The 23,281-nt window shown below is 54.3% G+C and carries 24 protein-coding genes; 14 read left to right on the top strand and 10 right to left on the bottom strand.

The window, feature by feature from the left end; all coding sequences use genetic code 11:
- Positions 1-14: 14 nt before the first annotated feature.
- The gene (gene flgC / locus MIH18_RS03325; RefSeq protein WP_014870948.1) at positions 15-458 is read right to left on the bottom strand and encodes a flagellar basal body rod protein FlgC; all 444 of its coding nucleotides are present in this window, start codon (positions 456-458) and stop codon (positions 15-17) included.
- A gap of 34 nt (positions 459-492) precedes the next feature.
- Positions 493-903, bottom strand: coding sequence for a flagellar basal body rod protein FlgB (flgB, locus tag MIH18_RS03330; RefSeq protein WP_249013921.1), 411 nt, complete (start codon positions 901-903; stop codon positions 493-495).
- A 350-nt stretch (positions 904-1,253) separates the two neighbouring features.
- Between flgB and MIH18_RS03335 the strand changes: the two genes are divergently transcribed.
- The 7 genes from MIH18_RS03335 to MIH18_RS03365 all read left to right on the top strand — a co-directional run bounded on the left by MIH18_RS03335 (position 1,254) and on the right by MIH18_RS03365 (position 8,198).
- Complete coding sequence (locus MIH18_RS03335) at positions 1,254-2,144, top strand: LysR family transcriptional regulator (protein WP_249013922.1); 891 nt, start codon at positions 1,254-1,256, stop codon at positions 2,142-2,144.
- Between the two features lie 119 nt (positions 2,145-2,263).
- Complete coding sequence (locus MIH18_RS03340; RefSeq protein WP_249013923.1) at positions 2,264-3,493, top strand: CaiB/BaiF CoA-transferase family protein; 1,230 nt, start codon at positions 2,264-2,266, stop codon at positions 3,491-3,493.
- Positions 3,494-3,517: 24 nt separating this feature from the next.
- A complete protein-coding gene (locus tag MIH18_RS03345; protein ID WP_249014591.1) occupies positions 3,518-4,465 on the top strand; it encodes a hydroxymethylglutaryl-CoA lyase in 948 nt (315 codons plus the stop codon).
- Positions 4,466-4,507: 42 nt separating this feature from the next.
- Positions 4,508-5,494, top strand: a complete 987-nt coding sequence (gene dctP, locus MIH18_RS03350) for a TRAP transporter substrate-binding protein DctP (RefSeq protein ID WP_249013924.1) — start codon at positions 4,508-4,510, stop codon at positions 5,492-5,494.
- Positions 5,495-5,574: 80 nt separating this feature from the next.
- A complete protein-coding gene (locus tag MIH18_RS03355; protein WP_249013925.1) occupies positions 5,575-6,138 on the top strand; it encodes a TRAP transporter small permease in 564 nt (187 codons plus the stop codon).
- Complete coding sequence (locus MIH18_RS03360; RefSeq protein WP_249008592.1) at positions 6,138-7,409, top strand: TRAP transporter large permease; 1,272 nt, start codon at positions 6,138-6,140, stop codon at positions 7,407-7,409. Before MIH18_RS03355 ends, MIH18_RS03360 begins: the two co-directional genes overlap by 1 nt.
- Positions 7,410-7,547: 138 nt before the next feature.
- A complete protein-coding gene (locus tag MIH18_RS03365) occupies positions 7,548-8,198 on the top strand; it encodes an LON peptidase substrate-binding domain-containing protein (RefSeq protein WP_249013926.1) in 651 nt (216 codons plus the stop codon).
- A 96-nt stretch (positions 8,199-8,294) separates the two neighbouring features.
- On the opposite strand, the gene MIH18_RS03370 is transcribed toward MIH18_RS03365, so the two are convergent.
- The gene (locus MIH18_RS03370; RefSeq protein ID WP_249013927.1) at positions 8,295-8,849 is read right to left on the bottom strand and encodes a nitroreductase; all 555 of its coding nucleotides are present in this window, start codon (positions 8,847-8,849) and stop codon (positions 8,295-8,297) included.
- 110 nt (positions 8,850-8,959) lie between these two features.
- Here MIH18_RS03370 and MIH18_RS03375 point away from each other — a divergent pair, with 110 nt between their 5' ends.
- Both MIH18_RS03375 and MIH18_RS03380 read left to right on the top strand, forming a co-directional pair.
- The gene (locus MIH18_RS03375; protein WP_249013928.1) at positions 8,960-9,283 is read left to right on the top strand and encodes an Mpo1-like protein; all 324 of its coding nucleotides are present in this window, start codon (positions 8,960-8,962) and stop codon (positions 9,281-9,283) included.
- 1 nt (position 9,284) lies between these two features.
- Entirely contained in the window at positions 9,285-10,709 is a 1,425-nt protein-coding gene (locus tag MIH18_RS03380) for an adenylate/guanylate cyclase domain-containing protein (RefSeq protein WP_249013929.1), read from the top strand.
- A gap of 26 nt (positions 10,710-10,735) precedes the next feature.
- Here MIH18_RS03380 and queF read toward each other — a convergent pair whose 3' ends face one another.
- The 4 genes from queF to MIH18_RS03400 form a co-directional block, all read right to left on the bottom strand.
- Entirely contained in the window at positions 10,736-11,554 is an 819-nt protein-coding gene (gene queF, locus MIH18_RS03385) for an NADPH-dependent 7-cyano-7-deazaguanine reductase QueF (RefSeq protein WP_249013930.1), read from the bottom strand.
- Between the two features lie 13 nt (positions 11,555-11,567).
- Positions 11,568-12,341, bottom strand: coding sequence for an ABC transporter permease (locus MIH18_RS03390; protein ID WP_249013931.1), 774 nt, complete (start codon positions 12,339-12,341; stop codon positions 11,568-11,570).
- Entirely contained in the window at positions 12,338-13,288 is a 951-nt protein-coding gene (locus MIH18_RS03395) for an ABC transporter ATP-binding protein (RefSeq protein WP_249013932.1), read from the bottom strand. The genes MIH18_RS03390 and MIH18_RS03395 overlap by 4 nt, the downstream gene beginning before the upstream one ends.
- A 134-nt stretch (positions 13,289-13,422) precedes the next feature.
- The gene (locus tag MIH18_RS03400; protein ID WP_249014592.1) at positions 13,423-13,701 is read right to left on the bottom strand and encodes a PilZ domain-containing protein; all 279 of its coding nucleotides are present in this window, start codon (positions 13,699-13,701) and stop codon (positions 13,423-13,425) included.
- A gap of 174 nt (positions 13,702-13,875) precedes the next feature.
- Here MIH18_RS03400 and MIH18_RS03405 point away from each other — a divergent pair, with 174 nt between their 5' ends.
- Together MIH18_RS03405 and MIH18_RS03410 are read left to right on the top strand one after the other, a co-directional pair.
- Positions 13,876-14,895: a Fe(3+) ABC transporter substrate-binding protein gene (locus tag MIH18_RS03405; RefSeq protein WP_249013933.1), complete on the top strand. Its 1,020-nt coding sequence runs from the start codon at positions 13,876-13,878 to the stop codon at positions 14,893-14,895.
- A gap of 173 nt (positions 14,896-15,068) precedes the next feature.
- A complete protein-coding gene (locus tag MIH18_RS03410) occupies positions 15,069-16,757 on the top strand; it encodes an iron ABC transporter permease (protein ID WP_249013934.1) in 1,689 nt (562 codons plus the stop codon).
- Between the two features lie 33 nt (positions 16,758-16,790).
- On the opposite strand, the gene MIH18_RS03415 is transcribed toward MIH18_RS03410, so the two are convergent.
- Both MIH18_RS03415 and MIH18_RS03420 read right to left on the bottom strand, forming a co-directional pair.
- On the bottom strand, positions 16,791-17,273 hold the full coding sequence (locus MIH18_RS03415; protein ID WP_249013935.1) for a thioesterase domain-containing protein: 483 nt from the start codon (positions 17,271-17,273) through the stop codon (positions 16,791-16,793).
- Positions 17,274-17,400: 127 nt separating this feature from the next.
- Positions 17,401-19,068, bottom strand: coding sequence for an AMP-binding protein (locus tag MIH18_RS03420; protein ID WP_249013936.1), 1,668 nt, complete (start codon positions 19,066-19,068; stop codon positions 17,401-17,403).
- 310 nt (positions 19,069-19,378) lie between these two features.
- Here MIH18_RS03420 and MIH18_RS03425 point away from each other — a divergent pair, with 310 nt between their 5' ends.
- The 3 genes from MIH18_RS03425 (at position 19,379) to MIH18_RS03435 (ending at position 22,129) form a co-directional block, all read left to right on the top strand.
- Positions 19,379-20,353 (top strand): ABC transporter substrate-binding protein, encoded by a 975-nt coding sequence (locus MIH18_RS03425; protein ID WP_249008580.1) that lies wholly within the window; start codon positions 19,379-19,381, stop codon positions 20,351-20,353.
- A 69-nt stretch (positions 20,354-20,422) separates the two neighbouring features.
- The gene (locus MIH18_RS03430; RefSeq protein WP_249013937.1) at positions 20,423-21,325 is read left to right on the top strand and encodes an ABC transporter permease; all 903 of its coding nucleotides are present in this window, start codon (positions 20,423-20,425) and stop codon (positions 21,323-21,325) included.
- Positions 21,326-21,334: 9 nt separating this feature from the next.
- Positions 21,335-22,129, top strand: a complete 795-nt coding sequence (locus tag MIH18_RS03435) for an ABC transporter ATP-binding protein (RefSeq protein ID WP_249013938.1) — start codon at positions 21,335-21,337, stop codon at positions 22,127-22,129.
- Between the two features lie 270 nt (positions 22,130-22,399).
- On the opposite strand, the gene MIH18_RS03440 is transcribed toward MIH18_RS03435, so the two are convergent.
- Complete coding sequence (locus MIH18_RS03440) at positions 22,400-22,987, bottom strand: PEP-CTERM sorting domain-containing protein (RefSeq protein WP_249013939.1); 588 nt, start codon at positions 22,985-22,987, stop codon at positions 22,400-22,402.
- Positions 22,988-23,281: the final 294 nt, after the last annotated feature.

Here is a 23,281-nt window from a genome sequence, read left to right on the forward strand (position 1 = left end):
TTGATTACCGCCTGTTAGTTCTGGCCCAGAGTTAAAATGCGCTGCATCATCGACTTGGCAGTGTTCATGATGTCTACGTTCATCTGGAAGCTGCGTGAAGACGACATCATATCGGCCATCTCTTCTGCCACATTCACATTGGGGTAGTACACATAGCCGTCTTCGCTGGCAGCCGGGTGGTTGGGCTCGTAGCGCATCTGCAGCTCGGCATCGCTTTCGACGATACCTTCCACCCGCACACCGGCACCGCCTTCTGCCCCGGAACCGAACGCCGGTTGGTTGCCGTTTAAAAGCGACTGCTGAACCGCCGCAAACACCGGCTTACGGGCGCGGTAGGTCTCGCCAGTGCTGGAACTGGCGGTTTCGGCGTTGGCAATGTTAGAAGCTGTGGTGTTTAGCCGCAGCGATTGCGCAGTCATACCGGAACCGGCGATGTCGAAAATGTTACCCAGTGACATAAAAACCTCCTGTGTTCACCGTGTTGACTGCGGCTTACTGACCTGTCAGCGCTTTGCTAATTCCACTGAATTTGCTGTTAAGAAACTGAAAGCTGGCCTGGTAGTCCATAGCGTTGCGCATAAAGCGGCTCTGTTCTTGCTGGGCGTCTACCGTATTGCCGTCTACCGACGGCTGGTGCGGTGTGCGATACAGCAAATCGTTGTCGCTGACAGAGCCGGGCGCACCGCCACCTTCGGTTATATGGCGGCTGTTAGTGGTGTTCATGCCGAAGCCGCCGGCGTTACTCTGCGCTCGCTTCATTATCGCCTGGAAGTCGATATCACGGGCCTTGAAGCCCGGAGTGTCGGCGTTGGCGAGATTATTGGCCAAAACTTCTGCGCGTTGAACCCGTGCCTGAAGGGCGTATTGGTGAATACCCAGTGCACTATCGAATGAGATTGCCATGCTGCCTCCGCAATTCTGTGCCGGCGGTTAACGAAAGATTGCCGGTTTCAGGTGTATGCAGAACATAAAGCAAGCTCGATGCCAGAATTAGGGCTCACACTTAAAATCGACTGTTTTTAATTGAAATAGCCCGATTTACAAACCTGAAAAAGGTAAAAGGCGGAAAACAGCTGAGATAAAGACACCTGTAAAAACACGTGCAAGAAACAGAATCGGAAAAGCGGCAATGCCCTGCCTGCCAACTGGCAATGTCAGAGCTGAGGGTTAACAAGGAAATATGTCGCGTCACACTTTCCTTTTAGGCACAAACCCATAGACTCCAATGCATTATATGTATCTGGAGCGTTTGTATGCATTTGGATCCCACATCATTACGGTTGTTTGTGCGGGTTTTGGAAACAGGCACCATCGCAGCGGTTGCCGAGCAGGAGTTTATCGCCGCCTCCGCCATCAGCAAGCGCATCAGTGAGCTCGAAATTTGTTTGAATTCCCAGTTGCTGGTACGCACCAACCGTGGCGTTGAAGGAACCCAGGCCGGCAAGGCGCTAGCCCAGCTATCAAGAGGCGTGCTGCATCAACTGGAAGAAGTGCATGCCCGCATGCACGAATACTCCCAGGGAGTAAGGGGCGAAGTGCGCATCGTCGCCAATATTTCCGCCATCACCCAGTTTCTTCCGGTGCAGCTGAAAACATTTCTGGACCAGCACCCCTTTATCCAGATTCAATTGGAAGAACGGATTAGCTCGGAAATTATTGAAACCGTAGCGCAGAACCAGGCGGACATCGGTATTTTTACCGAATTACTTGGCAACACGGAAAACCTGACGATTCACCCCTACCAAAGCGATCGGCTGGCGCTGATTACCGCCAACCAACACCCGCTAAGCCAAGCCAAGAGTCTGAATTTTGTGGATACCCTGCAGTACGATTACGTTGGCTTGCACACCGGCAGCGCCATTAACAACAAACTGTTGCAGGCAGCCGCCGCCGCAGAGAAAACATTCCGCATGCGTATTCAGGTAACCAGCTACGAAGCACTGATGCGAATGGTCGAGCAAGACCTGGGCATCGGCATTATGCCGCAAGACATTGCGCGGCCTTACGTAAACACCCATCGCATCAAAACCATACCCCTCACCGACCGCTGGGCAAGCCGCAAACTGAAGCTTTGCACAAGCAATCTGCACCCGTTGTCACATGCAACGCTACGCCTGCTTGAACATCTGAAACCAAGCTCCTGAATCCAGCCATCGCAAACAGAGATGGCAGCCTCACATTTAACCATTTTGGCATTTTCAGGTTCCAGCTCATTATTTTGGAAAACATTAAGAAAGCGATACCATTTTAAGGTGAGATGAACATGACCAAGGAATCTTCCGGCGCCGGGGATCAGGAAACCAAACCGCTGCCCCTTGAAGGCGTACGCGTCCTCGAATTAGGGTCGCTAATTGCCGGCCCCTATGCCGCCAGCCTCCTTGCCCAGTTTGGCGCTAACGTCATCAAAATTGAGCCACCAGGCACCGGTGATCCACTGCGGCGCTGGCGAAAAATGCACAAAAATACGTCGCTCTGGTGGTACTCCCAGAGCCGCAACAAAAAGTCCTTGACGCTGAACCTGAAAGACCCGGATGCTCAAGCCATCGTTCATAAGCTGGTGGAAGAGAGCGACATTGTTATCGAAAACTTTCGCCCCGGAACTCTGGAAAAATGGAATCTGGGCTGGGAGCAATTGTCGGCTATAAACCCCTCGCTAATCATGATTCGGGTATCCGGCTATGGCCAGGATGGGCCCTACTCCTCACGGCCGGGCTTTGCAGCCATTGCCGAATCGATTGGTGGTTTGCGCTATCTTGCAGGTTATCCGGACCGGCCCCCGGTAAGGGCAGGCGTCAGCATTGGCGATACCCTGGCTTCGCTGTACGGCGTGATTGGCGCGATGATGGCCATGCACCACCTCAAGGTAAACGGCGGCAAAGGCCAATACGTGGACGTTGCGCTTTACGAAGCTGTGTTCGGCGTTATGGAGAGCATGATTCCCGAATATGGAATGTTCGGCTTTGTGCGTGAGCGCACCGGCGCCAGCATGCCGGGCATTGCACCTTCCAGCACCTACCGCAGCGGTGACGACCGTTACATTGTTATCGCTGCAAACAGCGACAGCATATTCAAACGACTGATGAATGCGATTGGCCGCCAAGACCTGGCGGACGACCCCGAGCTTGCCCACAACGATGGCCGCGCAAAGCGCAGCGACGAACTGGACGAAGCCATTGAAGCCTGGACGTCCAGCCATAATCTTGCTGACGCCCTGGCCGTACTTGAAGACGCGGCGGTGCCAGCCAGCCGGATCAATACCGCGGCCGATATTTTTGAAGACCCTCACTTCCGCGCTCGCGGAATGATTACCGAACAACCACTTCCCGGTGGCGGTGAAATATCGTTGCCAGGAATTGTGCCTAAACTGAGCGCCACTCCCGGCACCACCCGCTGGTTGGGCCCTGGCCTTGGCGAACATAACATCGAGATTCTGGAGGGCCTGGGCTACTCTGTAGCAGACATTCAGGCATTAAAAGACAAGGATGTGATCTAAGGATGTGATCTAATGTTTACCGAACTGCCAAAACGAATACTGATCAACGAGGTCGTCACCCGTGACGGCTTTCAAAGCGAACCGGATTTTATTCCGACAGCGACCAAAGTTGACCTGATCAACGCCCTTGCGGGTCTTGGTCTGAACAAAATCGAGGTAAGCTCTTTTGTTTCGCCCCGCGCTGTACCTAACCTGAGTGATGCCGCCGAGGTGTTTCGCGCCATTACCCGCGATACGTCGACGCGCTATGTGGCGCTGGTACCCAACGAGAAGGGCTGTACCCGCGCACTGGAACTCGGTGTAGAAGAAATCAACTTGGTAATGTCGGTCAGCGAAAGCCATAATCTGGCGAATATGCGCATGACCTGCAACCAGTCGCTGCAGCAATTTCAGCGAATTGCCGAGATGACCTCCGGAACGCCTATGCGCCTGAATGGCTCTTTGGCCACCAGCTTTGGTTGTCCATTTGAAGGCCAGCAAACACAAGAGCGGGTGCTGCGCTTTGTTGACGCTTATCTTGAACGCGGCCTGCACAGCCTAACCTTGGCCGACACCACCGGCATGGCAGTACCCAACCAGGTACAGTCATTGTGCATGGCCGTGCGCGAACGCTGGCCCGAGCTGGAACTGACACTGCACTTCCACAACACCCGCGGGCTTGGCCTGGCAAACGTGCTTGCGGCACTCGCCGCCGGGGTTAACCAGTTTGACGCCTCGTTGGGTGGCTTGGGCGGCTGCCCCTTTGCACCAGGTGCTACCGGCAATATTTGTACCGAAGACTTGGTTCACATGCTGAATGAAATGGGCCTGAATACAGGCGTAGACCTGAACGGCTTGCTGTTGCAATCACAACGCCTGGCCCGGATCGTCAATCACGACCTGCCCGGGCAGGTTCGCAAAGCAGGGCCACGAAACCAGACTCGGCCACTCCCGCAATCGGTAAAACAATTGATGCAAAACGGCCGCAGCTGATCAGGCCACCCCGAAGAGAACTAAAAAAAACAAGGAATGATCATGAAATTAAAACACCTTCTCTATTCCGGCGTAATCGTGTCTGGCCTTATCGCCATGCCAGCACTTGCTGAAACCACCTTAAAGGTGACGCTGCAACTGCCGCTGACGCACCACTTGGGCCAGAACCTGGTCGATTTTAAAAACGAAGTGGAAACAAACAGCAACGGCGAGATCAAAATTCAGATCTTCCCGTCGGCGCAGCTGTATAAAGACAAAGAAGTCCACGGCGCCGTGAGCTCTGGCGCCATCGAAATGGGCGTCATAAGCGTCACCCAGCTGGCTGGCACCATTCCGGCGGTTGACGTTTTTTACGTACCCTTCTTATTTCCAGACAACGACAAAGTTGTAAAAGCCACCGCGCCTGGAAGCCCCGTGCGTACCCTGCTAGACGATGAAATCATCAAAACCGGCGCTCGCCCATTGTGGTGGCAGGCGTACGGCGGCGTAGCGCTGCTCTCCAAAAGCAAACCTATTCAGCTGCCTGACGACATGAAAGGCATGAAGGTGCGCGTGTTCGGTAAAACCCTCGGTGAATTCGCCAAAGCTGTGGGCGCCGCCCCTACCGTCATGGCAGGGTCTGAACAGTTTTTGGCTTACCAGCGCGGAACCGTGGATGCCGGCATGACAGGCGTGACGGCCGTTGGCCCTCGCAAGCTTTATCAGGTAATGGACCACCTGACCCTGACAAACCACGCCAACATTGAGTTCATGACCATCATCAACGAAAAAGTATGGCAGGACCTTACCGATGGCGAACGGACTATTCTGCAAAATGCAGCCGTGAAGGTAGAAAAGCAGCTGCGCGACAAAATTCAAACCCTTGAGGCCGATGCCATCGCAAACGCCAAGAACGAAATGAATGTAATTGAACTCAGCCCAGCGGATATCGCCAAGTGGCAGGAGGCAACCCTCCCTGTGCTTGATGGCTTTATTGAAAACGCAGGCCCACTCGGACAGCAAGTAATTGACGCTGCTCGCGCGCTTTAAGTCTAGCCATACCCTCCAGTAACGGACGCCTGTTAAACAGGCGTCCGTTACTGTTCGATATTATGTTGTCGGAATTATTCATGTCAGATGTCAACGCCTCAATAAAAGATCCGCAGGCATGGCGCGCCAGTCATCCTTCGCTCTGGGTGCGCATGAACTACGCCATTGTTACCCTTTGCGGGCGACTCGCTGCGGCCTTGTTTGTGGTTATTGCAGCCATGATTACCTACGAAGTGATTGCCCGTTACTTATTTCTGTCCCCCACCATTTGGGCGGGAGATCTGTCATTGATGTGTCAGATCTGGGCATCTTGCCTCGGTGCAAGCTGGCTACTACAGCATCAGGCTCTGATTCGCATAGACATGCTTATCAGCCGCTTTGACCCACGCTTACGTGTCGTCGCAGAGCTGTGGTCGCTGCTCGTTATTGCGGTGTTTTCAGGCTGGGTTACCTGGTACGGAGCGCAAATAGTGATTAACGCCGTCACCATAAATGCTGCATCCGCCTCCATGCTGGGATTGCCGATGTGGATCACCCAAAGCGCTATTCCGCTGGGCTTTGGCTTACTGTTTGTTCAGTGCCTGACCGAGGCCGCACTTGTGCTGACGGGCCATCTGCAGCCCGCTGAAGAGGTGCACGTCTGATGTCTGTTGCGCTGATTATATTTGCCCTGCTAATGCTTTTGCTTTCAGGTATACCTGTGGGTTTTGTACTGGGCGGGCTTGGCCTTGCCATGCTGTTGCTGGCTGACATGTCGCCGCTAATGGTCCCCATGGCTTTGTATTCTTCGTTCGACAGCTTTATTTTGCTGTCTGTTCCGCTGTTTCTGTTGATGTCTAACATCCTGCTGCAAGGTGGCGTCGGTAAAGATCTGTTCAATGCGGTTCAAACCTGGGTTGGCCACTGGCCCGGCGGTCTGGGCATCGCAACCATTGCCTCGTGCACAATTTTCTCGGCCATTTCAGGGTCCTCTGTAGCCACAGCCGCAACCATAGGCAGTGTTGCCATTAAAGAGATGACCGACCGCGGCTACCATCGGCCTTTTGTATTGGGCTTGATTGCGGCCGGGGGCACGCTCGGCATTCTGATTCCGCCGTCCATTCCGATGATTGTGTACGGCGTTATTACCGAAGAATCCATAGTGGACCTGTTCCTGGCGGGCGTTGGGCCGGGCTTGATCATGGCGGGTAGCTTTATAGTATTCAGCTTTGTGTACGCAACACTTGGCAAAGCTTGCACTCCGGTGCCCAAGGCATCCAAAAGCGAACGCCTTGCAGCAACGTTGCGCGCACTGCCCATCATTATGTTGGCGGTGATTATTATTGGCGGTATTTACGCCGGTGTATTCACGCCTACGGAATCTGCAGCCATCGGCGTGACCTTGTCGCTGGTTATTGTGCTGGCCCTGAAAACGTTCAGCTGGGATAGCTTCAAAGTGGCCTGTATTGCCACCATGAAAACAACAATAACCATTTTCATAATCATGGCCGGCGCCAAAGTATTCGGCAAAGCCATCACCCTGTATCAGATTCCCCAAGACATCTCGATGTTCGTCAGCATGCACATTGGCAGCGCCGGCCTGTTCATACTGGCGGTGTGTTTGGTGTTGCTGGTGATGGGTTTTTTCCTGGAGTCTATATCGATGCTGCTGATTATGATGCCAGTGCTTTATCCGTCGCTGGCCCCGTTGGGCATTGACCCCATATGGTTCGGCATCATTTTCGTGATCATGATCGAATGCGCCCTGATCACACCACCAGTGGGGCTTAACCTGTTCGTGATACAAGCCGTTGCCGGGGGCAAAATCATGGACGTTGTGCGCGGCGTATGGCCATTTATCTTGCTGATGTTTGGCTGCCTGTTAATCGTTTATTTCTTCCCTATTGTTGCGCTTTACTTACCCTTCCACCTGTAACAATGACAGCCGGGGTTCGCTCCGGCTGTTTTGCCTTGTCAGAAAAACGTTTATTCTTGTCACACTATTGAGCGAAAAGCCGCTCTTTCACGTAAATTGGCTACTGAATCTTCAAGCCAATTATTGTGGAGCAAGCCCGTGGCAAAGATCTGCATCTTCCCCATTCCCGGGTCCGTCACCTTCCCCGGCACTGTGTTCCCGCTACACGTGTTTGAACCGCGCTACCGCGCGATGATTCAACACTGCCTGGAAACCGACACCCTATTGGCCATCTGCCACACCGAGAAACAGTTAAGCCCGGGCAAACAAGCAGAGTCTCTGGAGCAGGCGCTAAGCTCTAATCAGGCCACCTATCGGCCCTACAACGTGTTCAGCGCAGGCCGCTGCGAGCTTCTGGAAACCATGGAAGACGGTCGCCTGCTGCTGAACGTGCACATACAGCAGCGCTACCGGCTGGATCAGCAACTTCAGCAGTTGCCGTATCAGATCTATGAGTGCACAGAGTTTAATGACCAACCGCTCAGCGACAGTGAAATCCGCGAATGCGCCGAATTGCGGGATAAAATTCTGCACCGGCTGGTCGGTCTGGGCCACGGCGACCCGGCGATTCGAAAATCTGTGACGCAACTGGCGGAATCGGAAGAATGGCAGGCAAAAACCGACGGCCAGTTCAGCCTGGCGCTGTTTGGCGTGGTGCACTTTGAGCCTGAGCTCATGCAGGAGATTCTGGAAATGGATTCAGCTCCCCAGCGTCTGGCCCAAACGCTGGAACTGCTGAACGACCTCTAATGGGTGCCCCAAAGAGTGCTCTGTAAAGGGTGCTCTGGGGAGTGTCTATTAAGAGTGCGCTATCAAGGGTGTTCTTCAAGCGTAAATAGCCGCTGGCTACTGCGGCCAGCGCGACACAAACGCCGCCGGCTCAAGACGCGGCACCGCAGGCTTGGCACAAACAACGCTGCCCGTATAAATAAAGCCAATCACCGATTCCTGTTCGCTCAAACCCAACGCCCGTGTAACCGCCGGATTATAAGCCGGCGACCCGGTTCGCCACATAACACCGAAGCCCGCATCCTGAAGCGCCAGCTCCAGCAACGTGGTGCCCGCTGCGGCGGACAGAACTTGCTCGCTGGCCGGAATTTTCGGATGTTCGACCGGTGACGCAATCGCGATAATCACCAGGGGCGCCCGAAGCGGCGCTTTGCGAAGTTTCGCCAGGGTTTTCTCATCGGCTTCCGGATCGTAGGTGTCTGCAAACAAATCGCCCAAGCGTTCAAGACCTTCGCCTTCCACTACCAGGTAACGCCAGGGCCGCAACAGGCCATGATCTGGCGCTCGTGCCGCACAGGCAAAAGCCTGCGCCAGAACGTCTGGCCCCGGCGCCGGGGCCTGCAGCCGGGGCTCAGAGCTTCGGGCAAGAATAAAATCGCTGATAGCCGTCATATAATCCTGTCAGGTGTTAAAATAAATCCTTGGTATAGCACTCAATGGTGACAATCGAATATTGCTGTTAGGCTGAGTGCCCTCGTGTAAAACCAACAATTAAAAGCGACATGGAGGCTACTGTGAGCGCGCCCAACATCTTTCATAGCTTTGCTGAATTCTACCCCTTTTACTTAAATGAGCACCGTAACCGAACCTGTAGGCGATTGCACTTTATTGGCAGTTCACTGGTGCTGGCGGTCACAGCATGGGTGGCTGTGTCTGGCAATCTGCTTTGGCTGCTGGCGCTGCCGGTGATCGGATATGGCTTCGCCTGGGTTGGCCATTTTGGCTATGAGAAAAATCGCCCTGCTACATTCCGCCACCCCCTTTATAGTTTGATGGGCGACTGGGTTATGTTCAAAGACATGCTGACAGGAAGGATTCAATTCTGAAATGAGCACAGCATCTGCCAACATTCGCGGTACCGGAACAACCCCCGCTAACGCTATCGACACCGCTGAACAAACACCAGTGCCCATCATGCCCCCTTATCTTGGCCGCACACTGGGTTACGCCGCCGTCGCCGTGATTGTGGTCGCAGCTGCTGTTGGTAGGCTTCACTCAGAATGGCTTTTTGGCATGGCGGGGTTTGCCTTGGTTTGGCCACACCTGGCCCAGCTGTTTTCCCTGGATGCCCGCAAGCGGAACCCAACCACTGTTGGTCAAAATTTGTTGCTAATAGATTGCGCCATTTCCGGGGCGTTTATCGGTAGCCTGGGGCTGGCAAGCATATCCTCTGCCACCATTGCGTTAATGGTGATGTTCACCTGCTTTATGGTCGGAGGCTTAAAGCAATGGGCAAAGGGTAGCCTGATACTTTCTGCGTCGGCGCTGGCCATGTTCTTTCTATTCAACCCTGACCATGTCATCACCCTACCCCCCCTTGCAGATCTACTGGCGGTGATCGTAGCCGGTGTTTACATTTGCGCAACCGCTCTGTTTTCCCACCAACAAGCCAAAGCCCTGCGCCACGCAACCTTATTGATTCAAACCCAGCGCGAACAGTCCATCGCACTGTCGCAAAAATTGTCGAAGTACATGTCACCGCAGGTATGGCAAACCATCTTTACCGGCCAGCGGGATGTACGCCTGGAAACCCAGCGCAAAAAACTGGCGGTGTTTTTTTCAGACATTCAGGGCTTTACCGAGCTGTCGGAAGAAATGGAGCCGGAAGCCTTGACCGATGTGTTAAACCACTACCTCAATGAAATGTCGCAAATTGCCCTCAAACACGGCGGCACCATTGATAAGTTTGTGGGCGACTCCATCATGATCTTTTTCGGCGACCCCACCAGCCGTGGTCAACGGGCGGATACATTGGCCTGCGTGTCTATGGCCATCGACATGCGCAAACACATGAAAATACTGCGCCAGAACTGGCGCAGTAAAGGCATCAAAACCCCGCTGCAGATTCGTATGGGCATCAGCACCGGCTATGCCACCGTTGGCAACTTTGGCGCCGAGAATCGCATGGATTACACCATCATTGGCAAGGAAGTGAACCTTGCCAGCCGCCTGGAGCATCTGGCACAGGCCGGTGAAATTCTGGTAACACACGAAGCCTTTTCGCTGATTAAAGACAGCATCATGTGCCGCGATAAAGGCGAGGTAACGGTTAAGGGCTTCAGCAGGCCCATTGCAGTGTATCAGGTAATCGATTATCGTTGCGACCTGGGCCGCAACCGCAGCTTTCTGGAACACGAACACAGTGGTTTTACCCTGTATCTGGATTCCGCAAAAGTGAACGAAAACGACCGAACCGCCATACTGCGAGCGCTAGACGAAGCCTCTAGCCGCTTGCGCCATCAGCGGGACTAGACAGCGCAAACGCGACTCAAAAAAGGCTACTGCCGTATCAGGCGCGGGCCGGAATTGGCATCAGCACGGGTGCTGCGCCAAGGGTTAATGTCCAGGCCGCCGCGGCGGGTATAGCGGGCGGCTACCGTCAGCGCCTGCGGCTTACAATGACGCATCAGGTCGGTGAACAGAGTCTCTACGCAATGCTCGTGAAAGTCCTGCTTCTGGCGAAAACTCACGATGTAACGCAGCAGGCCAACCCGATCCAGTTTCGGCCCGGTATAGTCAATCAATACCGAACCCCAGTCTGGCTGCCCGGTTACCGGGCAATTACTTTTCAACAGGTGTGAACACAACTTTTCGCTGACGATTTCTGTACCGGTTACAAGGGACTCCGGCGCATAGTCGTAAACCACATCAACCAGAGGTTCGTCATCAATCAGCTGATATTCCTGCGGCCGCCCCTGGGCCAGGCCGCCTTCATCTACGCTGTGCAGGGTCACCCGAACCGCGGCGCCACACGCTGACGACAGGTCTGCAACAATCACTTCGCAAACCCGCTCAGCACTAGCGTACACGGTCTGGTTCAGTGAATTCAGATACAGCTTCAGCGATTTTGACTCAACCAGCTGCGGCGATTCTGCCGGAAACTCGATTTCCGCCCAGGCCACCACCGGCACGCCGCCAGGGCGCAGCCAAGACACTTCCCAAGCCTGCCAAACGTCTCCGCCAAACCATGGCCAGCGGCCGTCCTCCAAGCCTATGCGCTGTCGGTTGTGCAGCCGCGGAATCGGAAACAGCTGGCCGGGATCGTAAGTATCCGGGTATGCGCTGAATTTCCCCAGCGGCGCGTTATCAAGTGCCATAAATTCTCCCGAATCAGTTACGAATGCCTTTACCACGGTGCAACAAGTTCAGCGCGACCGCCGTCAACACTCCAATAAACAGTAAAATCATACCGAGAGACACAAACGGATTCACGTCTGAAACACCCAAAATGCCATAGCGAAAGCCATTTACCATGTACAGAATCGGGTTGACCATAGACACCGCGCGCCATATGTCCGGTAGCAGACTAACGCTGTAAAAAACGCCGCCCAGGTAGGTCAATGGTGTCAGTATGAACGTGGGCACAATGGAGATGTCATCGAATTTTGTCGCCAACATGGCGTTGATAAAACCGCCCAGGGAGAACAGCGCCGAGGTCAGAAACACCGTCACCACAACCATCAGCAGGTTGTGGATTTGCAAGTGGGTAAACGCCAGCGATACCAGCGTAACAATCACCCCGATGCCCAGGCCTCGTGCCATACCACCAAACACGTAGCCGGCCAGAATAATCCAGTTTGGCACCGGCGATACCAGCAGTTCCTCAATACTGTGCTGAAACTTCATCGAGAAAAACGACGACACCACATTGGCGTAAGAACTGGTAATCACCGCCATCATGATCAGGCCAGGCGTAATAAACTGCATGTAGTCGAAACCGTCCATCTTACCGATGCGGGAACCAATCAAATTGCCGAAAATAATAAAATACAGGGTCATGGTGACCGCAGGAGGCAACAGGGTCTGCGGCCAAATGCGGGTAAAGCGACGAATTTCACGGCTCAGAATGGTATAAAATGCGGTCCATAACGCGTACGAGTTCATAACTGCGCCTTTGGATCGTTGTCACTATTATCGGCGTTGGCTTCAACCATGCGAACAAACAGCTCTTCCAGACGATTCGCTTTGGTGCGCATGCTGTCTACCTCAATGCCCTGCTGATGTAGCTGCAAAAAAACCTGGTTCAAACCTGTACCTTTTTGCACATCCACCTCCAAAGCACCGTCATTATCAAAGCGGCAAACATAACCGTTGAGCTCGGGCAGCTGTTGACGACCACCGGCAAGGTCCAGCACAAAGGTTTCCACGCTCAGCTGCTGTAACAACTCACGCTTGCTGGTATTTCGCAGAATTTGGCCGTGATCAATAATGGCGATGTTACGGCACAGGGCTTCGGCTTCTTCCAGGTAATGGGTAGTCAGAATAATGGTGGTGCCATTGCGGTTCATTTCTTGCAAAAACGTCCACATCGAGCGGCGCAGCTCAATATCTACGCCCGCTGTGGGTTCGTCCAGAATCAACAGGCGCGGTTCGTGCACCAGCGCGCGGGCAATCATCAGGCGCCGCTTCATGCCGCCAGACAGCATGCGCGACGGTGTATTGCGCTTGTCCCATAGCCCAAGCTGTTTCAGGTATTTCTCCGCAGAGACTAACGCCTGCTTTAGCGGAATACCGTAATAGCCGGCCTGAGTAGTCACAATATCCAGCACTTTTTCAAACTGGTTAAAGTTGAACTCCTGGGGCACCACGCCCAAGTTAAGCTTGGCCGCCGACAGCTCGGTGTCCAAATCATGGCCAAATACTCGCACCTGCCCGGCGGATTTATTCACCAGCGATGACACCACCCCCAGGGTGGTGGATTTGCCGGCGCCATTGGGGCCGAGTAACGCAAAAAAGTCGCCTTTGGCCACTTTGAGGTCAATACCTTTAAGGGCCTGAAAACCATTGCCATAGGTTTTGGTCAGGCCCTGGATTTCCAGAGCGTAAGCCATAGACATTCCTGAGAGAAAAACATGGGGCTGAATGCGGGAACGGCGTGACTGGATACTGCGTCACTTTTTATAGACGGCGTGCCGCGTCACTCCTAAAAGCGCACGACGACCTGTTCGAGCAGGAATATTAACCGTTATGGGTTGCTGTCGGCAAACTGTAAACCGTAACCCTCAGGGGTTTTACGCCGCACCACTATGTGCAAAATCGGAGCCTCCATCGGCAAGCCCTGCACTTGAACGGTCACTTTGTCCCCAAGTTGCGGGGCAAATTGTTGATCTTCAATCGCAATAAACACGCCACCGTCAGATATGTCGCGGGTCCCAAAAACAAAGTTGCCCAGGGTTTCATGCTCAACTTTCACAGTCGCACTCATGGATGTACGCAAGTGTTCGCGGCGGTCATCTGGGCTCATAGAGTTTGCACCAATGCTTAAGGTTGCTGTTTCCATGAAGAGTACCACCAAATTTCTCAAAGTATAGGCAGGCAGTATTGACTATTTAGGTAATACAAATGAGAATGGTTGGCGTTGTTAATATTCATTCAGCAAAGTCTGACAAAACACACTCCCCCAACCAAGGTTTCCATTATGCGATTGAAACTTGCTGCCACAGCTGCCATTGCCCTGACCGCCATGCCCATGGCCGCGTTTGCTGATGGCGAAGTGAACATCTATTCCTACCGCCAGGCTTACCTGCTGGAGCCTCTGCTGAACGCATTCGAAAAAGAGACCGGTATCGAATCCAACGTGGTATTCGCCAAGCAAGGCCTGGCCGAGCGCCTGGACCGCGAAGGTCGTAACAGCCCCGCCGACGTGGTGATGACCGTCGACATTTCCCGCATCGACGAGCTGGTAGAGCGTAACCTGCTGCAGGGCATTACTGACAATGAAATTCTGAACAAGAACATCCCCGAAAACCTGCGCCACCCAGATGGCCAGTGGTTCGCACTGACAACCCGTGGCCGTTTGATCTTCACCTCCAAAGACCGCGTTGAAGAAGGTGCAATCACCACCTACGAAGATCTGGCAGACGAAAAATGGAACAACCGCATTTGTATCCGCAGCGGCAAGCACCCTTATAACATCGCTCTGATTTCTTCGATGATTGCTCACCACGGTGAAGCAGACACCGAAAAGTGGCTGGAAGGCGTGAAAGATAACCTGGCACGCAAACCCCAAGGCGGCGATCGCGATCAGATTAAGGCCATAGCAGCTGGCGTGTGTGACGTAGCGATCGGCAACAGCTACTACTACGGCAACATGCTGCAGGATGATAACGAACGCGAAGCCGCCGAAGCTGTGCGCCTGGTATTTCCCAACGCCGATGGCCGCGGTACCCATATAAATATCAGCAGCATTGCACTGACCAAAAGCGCACCGAACAAAGACAACGCCATCAAACTGATGGAATTCCTGTCTTCTGCGGAAGCGCAAAGCATCTACGCCGAAGCGAACTCAGAGTATCCGGCTAACCCGAATGTTAAGCCCGTTGGCCTGGTTGCCGAATGGGGCGAAATTCATCCGGACTCCATCTCATTGCAGAAAATTGCTGACAATCGCAACGCCGCCGTGAAACTGGTGGACCGCGTGGATTTTGACGGCGAATAAGCCCGTTTAATCGTGAAACAGCCTGCGGCAGCGACTTTCTGCCGCAGGCTTGCTTGCAGGCCAGCCCTCAGCTGTCTAGAATCGGAATCCTTTTCATCATCATTTTGAACCAGTCTTCGTCAATGGTTCATTGCCTTTCAGCCTCTGTGTCGGGCTGAATCAGAAGGATCCACATGTCTGAAGCTGCCACCGGCGCCCACATTGCGCTGGCCCAACCGCTGCACATCAAACGCACATCTAAACGCTGGCTGATTGCCGCGGCACTGATTACCGCCATTGTTGCTTTGCCTGTGCTTGCCGTTATTTACATGGCGTTTTTCCCAGACGAAAACATCTGGCCGCACCTGATGAGCACCACCCTGCCGCGTTACCTGGTAACCACCCTTAAACTGATGCTGGGCGTAGGCATACTTGCCTTGGGCATTGGCCTGTCCAGTGCGTGGGCCGTCACCATGTGCGAGTTCCCTGGCCGCAAGTATTTTGAGTGGGCCATGCTACTGCCATTCGCCGTGCCGGCTTACGTTATTGCGTATGTGTACACCAGCCTGCTGGACTACGCCGGGCCGGTGCAAACCACCCTGCGCTCCGTGTTTGGCTGGACCAGCGCAGCGGATTACTGGTTTCCCGAAATCCGCAGCCTGGAAGGCGCCACCCTGATGATCGGTTTGGTGCTTTACCCTTACGTGTACCTGCTGGCCCGCGCGGCGTTTTTGGAACAGTCACCGTCGCTGTTCGCAGTTAGCCGCAGCCTGGGCCACTCCGCCATCAGTACGTTTTTTCGTATAGTGCTGCCCATCGCCCGCCCGGCGATTGCCGTTGGCTTGTCACTGGTGATGATGGAAACCCTCAACGATTTTGGCACCGTCGACTTCTTCGCCGTGCAAACCCTCACGGCCGGCCTGTTTGATACCTGGATGAACCTGGGCAACTTGGGTGGCGCCGCTCAGATTGCCAGCATTATGTTGGTGTTTGTGCTGATGCTGGTTACCCTGGAACGTTATTCCCGCCGCCGCCAGCAGCAGTTTGCCGCCCGCGACAACCGCGAACCCATCCGCCGCTTTACCATGTCGTTTCCACGCCAGATGATCTGTGTGGCAGTGTGCGGCATTCCGGTTTTGTTGGGTTTTGCCATTCCAGGCGCCACTCTGGCCACCTACGCCATCGAATATTTCAGCGAAAGCTGGAACCCGGATTTTATTCAAAACACCCTGAACAGCCTTTTCCTGTCTAGCGCTGCCGCGCTCACCACGCTGGTTATTGGCGTAACCCTGGCCTACAGCCGCCGTCTGCATAACACCCGTGGCATGCAGGTGCTAATGCGGCTGTCGAGCCTGGGCTACGCCATGCCCGGCGCCGTACTTGCGGTCGGTGTGATTGTGCCATTAGCAGGATTTGATAACTGGCTAGATAGCCTGATGCGGGATTACTTTGGTTTCAGTAGCGGCCTGCTGCTTAGCGGGTCCGCGTTTGCACTGATATTCGCCTACACCGTGCGTTTTTTGGCGGTGTCCGCCGGCAGCGTGGAAAGCGCCCTGCAGAAAATCACCCCGAGTATGGACATGGCGTCACGCTCTATGGGACATACGCCGGGCAAAACTCTGGTAAAAGTTCACCTGCCCATGCTGCGGGGCACCCTGGTAACCGCTGCGCTGGTGGTGTTTGTAGACTGCATGAAAGAGTTACCGGCCACGCTGATTCTGCGGCCGTTCAACTTTGAAACCCTGGCCACCTACGTGTACCAGTTTGCCTCTGACGAAAAGCTGTTTCACAGCGCATTGCCGGCCCTGATTATCGTGGTGGCCGGCATTATCCCCATTATTCTGATGAGCCGCTCCATTTCCAACTCACGAGCCATGAACTAACGCCCCTTTTTATTCTAAAAGACTTTCAGCGCGTTAACCGGCTCGCGAACGCACGTCAGTGACCACAAAGCGCCCCCTAAAAACAGCCGCAGGCTCTTGCTGCGGTGTCAGCGAGGGTGCACCGCAAAAAATCTCGGCCGTCAGCTCCAACCGCGCACGTCCGTGGCGAGCCAGGCTTTTCCGAAAGTGGTCAGGCATCTCGCCGTCTGGCAAACGGCACACGCTAAAGAAGTCCCCATCCACCGGCGACTTGTATTCAATCGTGCCCGTTTGCACCACCACTGTGCCTGCTAGCTGAAGGTCAGCCAGCGCAAGTTCCGCAAGACTCCAGGCAGCGGTTACGCCAACACCGTAAAGGCTGCCACCAAAGCCCGTGCCCTGGTGATTACTGTTGGGTGCAAGCGGAGCGCTCAACAGCAAGGCCGTGCCGTCCCACTCCAGCAATGTCAGGCCCATCGCCTTGGTTAATGGAATCTGCTGATTGATACGCTTTTGAAACTGCGCGAGGCGCGACATGCCATACTCCTGAAAACACACTCCGATAAAAACAGGGACACCCCTATAACGGCATACCTACAAATAACCTTTGTTTTTTTACAGAAAAGCCCGGCCATTGCCGGGCTTTTCACAAAATCACCGGTGCTTAATGCCAGATCACCGGTTTACGTTCGGCGTACCAGCCTTCTACCTGGCTTTCGTACGCCGCTTCAACCACGTTACGTTTAAGCTTGAGCGTAGGTGTTAAAAAACTGTTTTCGACCGACCACTCATCCGTAACCACCGCAATGAACGCCAGTTTCTCATGTGGGTCCACCGCATTGTTCACCTGCTCCCGCAGGGTCTCCAGCTCTGCTTCAACGGTTTTGCGTACCGCCGGGTCTGCCATCTGCGGCCGCAAATTTTCATTGAGCAGTACCAGTGCAAACGGATTAGTCTGATTGGCGCCGGAAACACACACCATCTCAAGGCTTTGATTTGCCATCAGCCGGTTTTCCAACGCTGCCGGGGCAATGTACTTACCTTTACTGGTTTTGAACATCTCTTTGGTGCGACCGGTCAGTTTCAGGCGCCCCATCTCGTCCATCTCGCCTTTATCACCGGTTTTCAGGAAACCGTCTTCGCTCATGGCTTCGCGGGTGCGCTCTTCATCTTTGTAGTACCCCATCATAGTGGCCGGGCTTTTTATCAGCACTTCACCGTTGTCACTGATGCGCGTTTCCACGCCGGGCAAGGCCTCGCCAACATAACCGATTCGCGAGCGCCCCGGTTTGTTCATGTGGGAATAGGCCAGGTTCTCAGACATGCCATAACCTTCCAACAATTCCAGCCCAAGACTGCGATACCAGCTCAGCACATCATTAGACAGCGGCGCAGACCCGCTGCCCGCCAATTTCACCTTGCCAAGCCCCAGGCCATTGAGAATTTTTTTCTTGATGACACCGCTGACCAGTGGAATTTTCAACAACAGATTGAGCTTTTTCTGAGGCATTTTCTTCAGCACACCGTGCTGGAATTTCACCCACAGCCGGGGCACAGACAGGAAGAGCGTGGGCTGAGCCCGCTGTATATCGCTCACGAACGTGTCCATAGATTCGGCAAAATACAGCTGGAAACCGTTATACAGTGAGCCCAACTCAACAAACGTGCGCTCCATTACATGAGCCAGCGGCAAATAAGACAGCATGCGCTCACTCTGCGATAGTCCCAGTGTTTGGGTGCCTCCCTCGGCGGCAAACGCCATGTTTTCGAAACTCAACATAACGCCTTTGGGCTGACCGGTGCTGCCAGACGTATAAACCAGCGTGGCCAGTTCACCGGCTTCGCGCTTCACCTCGCCTTCCAGCGGCGCCGTATCCCGAATAATGTCGTTCCAGGTTACAAAATCGGTGGGTGGGCTGGTTGGAAACGAAATGCAGTGCAGGGTCTCTGGCACACCGGGTTTCATCATGTCCCAGTCGTCCAGCTTGCCAACGAACAGCGCCTTGCACTCGGAGTGCTCAAGAATATAGCCAACCGTGGTCGCGTTCAGCGTCGGGTAAATGGGTACAGACACATAGCCCGACATCCAGATTGCCCAGTCCGCCATCACCCAGTGGGCACAATTTTTCGAAATCAGCCCAATACTGCTGCCAGCAGGCAGATCCAGCGATTGCAGATACGCAGCCATGCGCCGGGCTTCATCAGCTGCACGGCGCCAGGTAAACTCGTCAACCTGGCCGTTTCCTATCGGCTGAGTCAGGTATAAAGAGTCCCCTGTGGTGGCCTCCCAGTGGTAAATCATGTCGAGAGGTAGCTTATTCGTTGTTTTCATTTGATACCCTGCTCATTCAGTCCGATTAGAAAGCAGCCTTGTAAACCTTGGCAGTAAGCACTTATTGGTCTGTATATCACGATGACACATTACACCAACGTATGATGTCTTAAAATATGTGAGCTAAACATAAAATGCTACCAATATCCGCAATCGCCTGCCGGCCTTGTAACGCCCGCCAGACCAAGGCAAAATCGCGCCGGGCTCACTGAGCCCGCAAGCGCAAATCCTGTGGTAAACTTCCGCTCCTTGCACAGGCAAAGCAAAAATAACCGACATAAAATCAGTTAACCGACCCGGAGATGGTTGTATGGCCAAGAGAATGTTGCGCACCCTGATTGGTGCATCCGTGCTTGCCGCTGCCAGTTTTGTTCAGGCCGCAGAGCTCCCTGTTGTTGCTATTACCCAGATTGTAGAACATCCCGCTCTGGACTCGGTCTATGAAGGCATAAAAGATGAACTGGCAGAGCGCGGCTATGTAGACGGCGACAACATTCGCATCATCCACGAAAGCGCTCAGGGCAACACCGGCATTGCCGCCCAGATTGCGCGTAAATTTGTGGGTGAAAGCCCGGCTGTTATTGTCGCCATCGCCACGCCGTCTGCGCAAACCGTTGCGGCTGCAGCACGCGATATTCCGGTTGTATTTTCCGCGGTAACCGATCCGCTGGGCGCCAAGCTGGTGATATCACTGGATGCACCCGGCGCCAACATCACCGGCGTATCAGACATGCTGCCCATCGAAAAGCACCTGGATTTGCTGCAGCGCCTGGTACCCAACGCCAAGCGTATCGGCACGGTTTACAACCCGGGTGAAGCCAACGCCGTGGCCTTGGTAGACATGATTGAAGAAAGCATGAAAGCCCGCGACATGGTGCTGGTAAAAGCCGCCGCCACCAAAACCTCCGAAGTGCTGGGCGCTGCGCGTTCGCTGGTAGGCAAAGCAGATGCCATCTACCTGACCACGGATAACACCGTCATCAGCGCAGCAGAGGCCGTGATTTCTGTGGGTGAACGCTCGAAAATTCCAGTATTCGCCGCTGACACAGCCACGGTTTCCCGCGGAGCAGCTGCCGCGCTGGGCTTCAATTATTACGATCACGGCCGCCAAACCGGTGCCATGGTGGTACGCATTCTGGAAGGTGCTAACACCGCCGATATGCCGGTAGAAACCATGGACACCCTAGACCTGTTTGTAAACCCTGAAGCCGCCGAACGCATGGGCATGACCATTGCCGATGACATTATTGCGGAAGCCAAAGAAGTGGTTTCCAACGCCAAGTAAAGCCTGACTTACACGGGCAGGCGGTAACCAACCCGACCTGTCCGTTTTCTTTTACAGCGAACCTTATTCATGCTCAGTAACATTGCCTTTTATGGCGCATTAGAAACCGGCCTGATATACGGCCTGGTTGCCTTCGGAATCTACCTGTCATTCCGTGTTCTGGACTTCCCCGACTTAACCGTAGACGGCAGCTTCCCCCTTGGTGCCGCCGTAGCCGCCATGCTGATTATTTCCGGCTGGAACCCCTGGCTGGCAACCGGTGCCGCGATACTGGCCGGCATGGCCGCCGGTGCTGTAACCGCCCTGCTCAACGTAAAGCTGAAAATTTTGAACCTGCTGGCGTCTATTCTCACCATGATTGCGCTCTATTCCATCAACCTGCGCATTATGGGCCGCCCCAACGTGGCGCTGTTAATGGAAGACACGGTGTTAACGCCCTGGTACAAACTGGGGCTTGAATATCATCAGGTACCGGTGTTGTTGTTCACCCTCGTTATCGGTGTGTCGCTGTTTCTGCTTTGGCGTTTCATGAAATCTGAAACCGGGCTGGCCATGCGCGCCACCGGTGCTAACGCCCGTATGGCTCGGGCCCAGGGCATCGCCACTGGTGGCATGATTGTTCTGGGTGTCGCGGTATCTAACGGCTTGGTAGGCCTGGCCGGCGCACTGTTCGCCCAAAGCCAGGGCGCAGCCGATGTCACCATGGGCGTAGGCGTTATTGTGATCGGCCTGGCATCGCTGATTGGCGGTGAAGCGGTTATTACACCCACCAGCGTATTTCGCGCGTTGCTGGCCTGCGTGGTCGGCGCCATCATTTACCGCCTGGCCATCGCCTTCGCACTGAACGCCGATGCACTGGGCCTGAAAGCGCAAGACCTGAACCTGATTACCGCCGTTCTGGTCACCCTGGCCATTGTTCTGCCCGGTGCCCGCGTGTCACTGATGAACAAATTCAAACGCAGAAAGGCCTGAGGAGGCACCATGATTACCGCAACTGACCTCCGGCTGACCTTCGGCGAAGGCACCCCATTGGAAAACCCGGCTCTGCGTGGCATGAGCCTGACCGTTAACCAGGGCGAATTTGTTACCGTTATTGGCAGTAACGGCGCTGGCAAGTCCACCTTTTTGAACGCCCTGGCCGGCGAAGTGCTGGTCGATAGTGGCAAAATTCTTGTCGATAACATCGACGTCACCAAGCTGCCCACCCACAAACGCACCGGTCGCGTAGCGCGGGTATTTCAAGACCCGCTAGCGGGAACCTGTGAAGGCTTGTCCATTGAAGAAAACCTGGCCCTGGCCATCAAACGTGGCAAACACCGCGGCCTGGGCACAGCAGTGAAAAAACAATACCTGGAACGCTTTCGCTCCAGCCTGGCCACGTTGGGTTTGGGCCTGGAAAACCGACTGAGCGACAAAATGGGCCTGCTCTCTGGCGGCCAGCGCCAGGCCGTTAGCCTGTTGATGGCAAGCCTGACACCGTCCAGCATTCTGCTGCTAGACGAACACACCGCCGCGCTGGACCCAAAAACCGCGTCTTTCGTGCTGGAGCTCACCCAGAATATTATCGCTGACCAGAAACTGACGGCACTGATGGTTACCCACAGCATGAAGCAGGCGCTGGAAGTAGGCACTCGCACCGTGATGCTGCACCAGGGCGAAGTGGTGTTCGACATTGCCGGCAAAGACCGCGAAGGGCTGGAAGTAAAAGATCTGCTCAACCTGTTTGAACAACAACGCGGCCTGACCGTAGACGACGACAGCCTGCTGCTGGGCTAAACCCTGTCACACGGCGGTTGTCTGAAAAGACACACCCGCCCCCAACACATTGAAGCCCCTCGGTTTTCAGTTTATTGCGATTTTGCAAGCGCTATACCGTTGATTTTAACCCTCGAATCAGCCCGGTCCATAGCCGGGCTTTTCTTTTAAACACTCTACATCCCATCAGGCCGTCAGGCGGGTTCTTGCGATGCGATGAAAAGCAGTAATCGGGGGTAGCGTAAATTGCCCCTGATTATTCGCATTTATGAGAACCCATCTGAACCGGAATCAGGTCCTGCGGATGCGTGCCAGTCCCAGGCCGAGTAGGCCGGCACCAAAGAGCAGCACGCTGGCTGGTTCTGGAACAGCCTGCTGGCGCACCGTGGCTTTGAAATCAAATCCTTCAGCGAATCCGAATTGATCGAGAAGGATGACTAGAAATGAATCCGCGTCCGCGTTCAGGGTCAGGACGCAAAATCCGCATCCGGGATAAGTCGCAAATTCGGTGTTTGCATTGAGCTGCGTCAGGGTTCGGCCATCCTCCGAGATGGTGCCACTGAAGAAACCGAACGGCGAAGCAGTGGGAAGGCTGAAATTGGCCGGGCCTACGGTGATGTTGAAGCCGAGAAGATCGCTGACATCAAAAGACGAGCCGGCGGTCGCCGCATCATCACTGATCTCGATGAACCCGGTGAGCAAGTCACCGATCGTGAAGGGTGCGGCAGGCACTGGATCGAATGCGCCGCCACCGGTTACCGTTCCCGTCAGATCAATAAACGCGGCATTGGCCGTTCCCACCATCGTCAACAGGCAAATACCCACACCTGCTCCTTTGAAGCTGTTCATCACTTGCTTAAATTTGCTCAAACTTGCCATGAGAAAAATCCTTGTTTCGGTTGTCGTGTAAAGGCAATTGTTTTCTGTGAATCCGTCAAGCGGGCACCACATACTGCCTTCGGACGCCCGATACAACTTTTCCCAAAAGTTATTGAAGCAAAAAATAAGCCATCATATTTAATTGATCAAAAGCAAGTGGTTAGTATTTTTAGTCTTTGGCGGCTAGCTTCACATGTAAAAATACCTGACGATTTTTTGAACAAGTGTCGGGTCCTGGGTGAGTGCTCGCTTTGCGGACAAATAGACTGCGGGTGGCCTGGCCGTAGACGACGA

Origin of the sequence: Marinobacter sp. M3C (genome assembly GCF_023311895.1) — a bacterium.
Lineage (GTDB): Bacteria > Pseudomonadota > Gammaproteobacteria > Pseudomonadales > Oleiphilaceae > Marinobacter.

What these genes read in the sequence shown, in the direction of transcription:
- MIH18_RS03375 (WP_249013928.1), top strand. Translation starts at nt 8,960, where the DNA reads ATGGAGGCTACTGTGAGCGCGCCCAACATCTTTCATAGCTTTGCTGAA.
- MIH18_RS03335 (WP_249013922.1), top strand. Translation starts at nt 1,254, where the DNA reads ATGCATTTGGATCCCACATCATTACGGTTGTTTGTGCGGGTTTTGGAA.
- MIH18_RS03440 (WP_249013939.1), bottom strand. Translation starts at nt 22,987, where the DNA reads ATGGCAAGTTTGAGCAAATTTAAGCAAGTGATGAACAGCTTCAAAGGA.
- MIH18_RS03370 (WP_249013927.1), bottom strand. Translation starts at nt 8,849, where the DNA reads ATGACGGCTATCAGCGATTTTATTCTTGCCCGAAGCTCTGAGCCCCGG.
- flgC (WP_014870948.1), bottom strand. Translation starts at nt 458, where the DNA reads ATGTCACTGGGTAACATTTTCGACATCGCCGGTTCCGGTATGACTGCG.
- MIH18_RS03425 (WP_249008580.1), top strand. Translation starts at nt 19,379, where the DNA reads ATGGCCAAGAGAATGTTGCGCACCCTGATTGGTGCATCCGTGCTTGCC.
- MIH18_RS03420 (WP_249013936.1), bottom strand. Translation starts at nt 19,068, where the DNA reads ATGAAAACAACGAATAAGCTACCTCTCGACATGATTTACCACTGGGAG.
- dctP (WP_249013924.1), top strand. Translation starts at nt 4,508, where the DNA reads ATGAAATTAAAACACCTTCTCTATTCCGGCGTAATCGTGTCTGGCCTT.
- MIH18_RS03430 (WP_249013937.1), top strand. Translation starts at nt 20,423, where the DNA reads ATGCTCAGTAACATTGCCTTTTATGGCGCATTAGAAACCGGCCTGATA.
- MIH18_RS03405 (WP_249013933.1), top strand. Translation starts at nt 13,876, where the DNA reads ATGCGATTGAAACTTGCTGCCACAGCTGCCATTGCCCTGACCGCCATG.
- MIH18_RS03355 (WP_249013925.1), top strand. Translation starts at nt 5,575, where the DNA reads ATGTCAGATGTCAACGCCTCAATAAAAGATCCGCAGGCATGGCGCGCC.
- MIH18_RS03340 (WP_249013923.1), top strand. Translation starts at nt 2,264, where the DNA reads ATGACCAAGGAATCTTCCGGCGCCGGGGATCAGGAAACCAAACCGCTG.
- MIH18_RS03395 (WP_249013932.1), bottom strand. Translation starts at nt 13,288, where the DNA reads ATGGCTTACGCTCTGGAAATCCAGGGCCTGACCAAAACCTATGGCAAT.
- MIH18_RS03415 (WP_249013935.1), bottom strand. Translation starts at nt 17,273, where the DNA reads ATGTCGCGCCTCGCGCAGTTTCAAAAGCGTATCAATCAGCAGATTCCA.
- MIH18_RS03380 (WP_249013929.1), top strand. Translation starts at nt 9,285, where the DNA reads ATGAGCACAGCATCTGCCAACATTCGCGGTACCGGAACAACCCCCGCT.
- MIH18_RS03400 (WP_249014592.1), bottom strand. Translation starts at nt 13,701, where the DNA reads ATGAGCCCAGATGACCGCCGCGAACACTTGCGTACATCCATGAGTGCG.
- MIH18_RS03390 (WP_249013931.1), bottom strand. Translation starts at nt 12,341, where the DNA reads ATGAACTCGTACGCGTTATGGACCGCATTTTATACCATTCTGAGCCGT.
- MIH18_RS03360 (WP_249008592.1), top strand. Translation starts at nt 6,138, where the DNA reads ATGTCTGTTGCGCTGATTATATTTGCCCTGCTAATGCTTTTGCTTTCA.
- MIH18_RS03435 (WP_249013938.1), top strand. Translation starts at nt 21,335, where the DNA reads ATGATTACCGCAACTGACCTCCGGCTGACCTTCGGCGAAGGCACCCCA.
- queF (WP_249013930.1), bottom strand. Translation starts at nt 11,554, where the DNA reads ATGGCACTTGATAACGCGCCGCTGGGGAAATTCAGCGCATACCCGGAT.
- MIH18_RS03410 (WP_249013934.1), top strand. Translation starts at nt 15,069, where the DNA reads ATGTCTGAAGCTGCCACCGGCGCCCACATTGCGCTGGCCCAACCGCTG.
- flgB (WP_249013921.1), bottom strand. Translation starts at nt 903, where the DNA reads ATGGCAATCTCATTCGATAGTGCACTGGGTATTCACCAATACGCCCTT.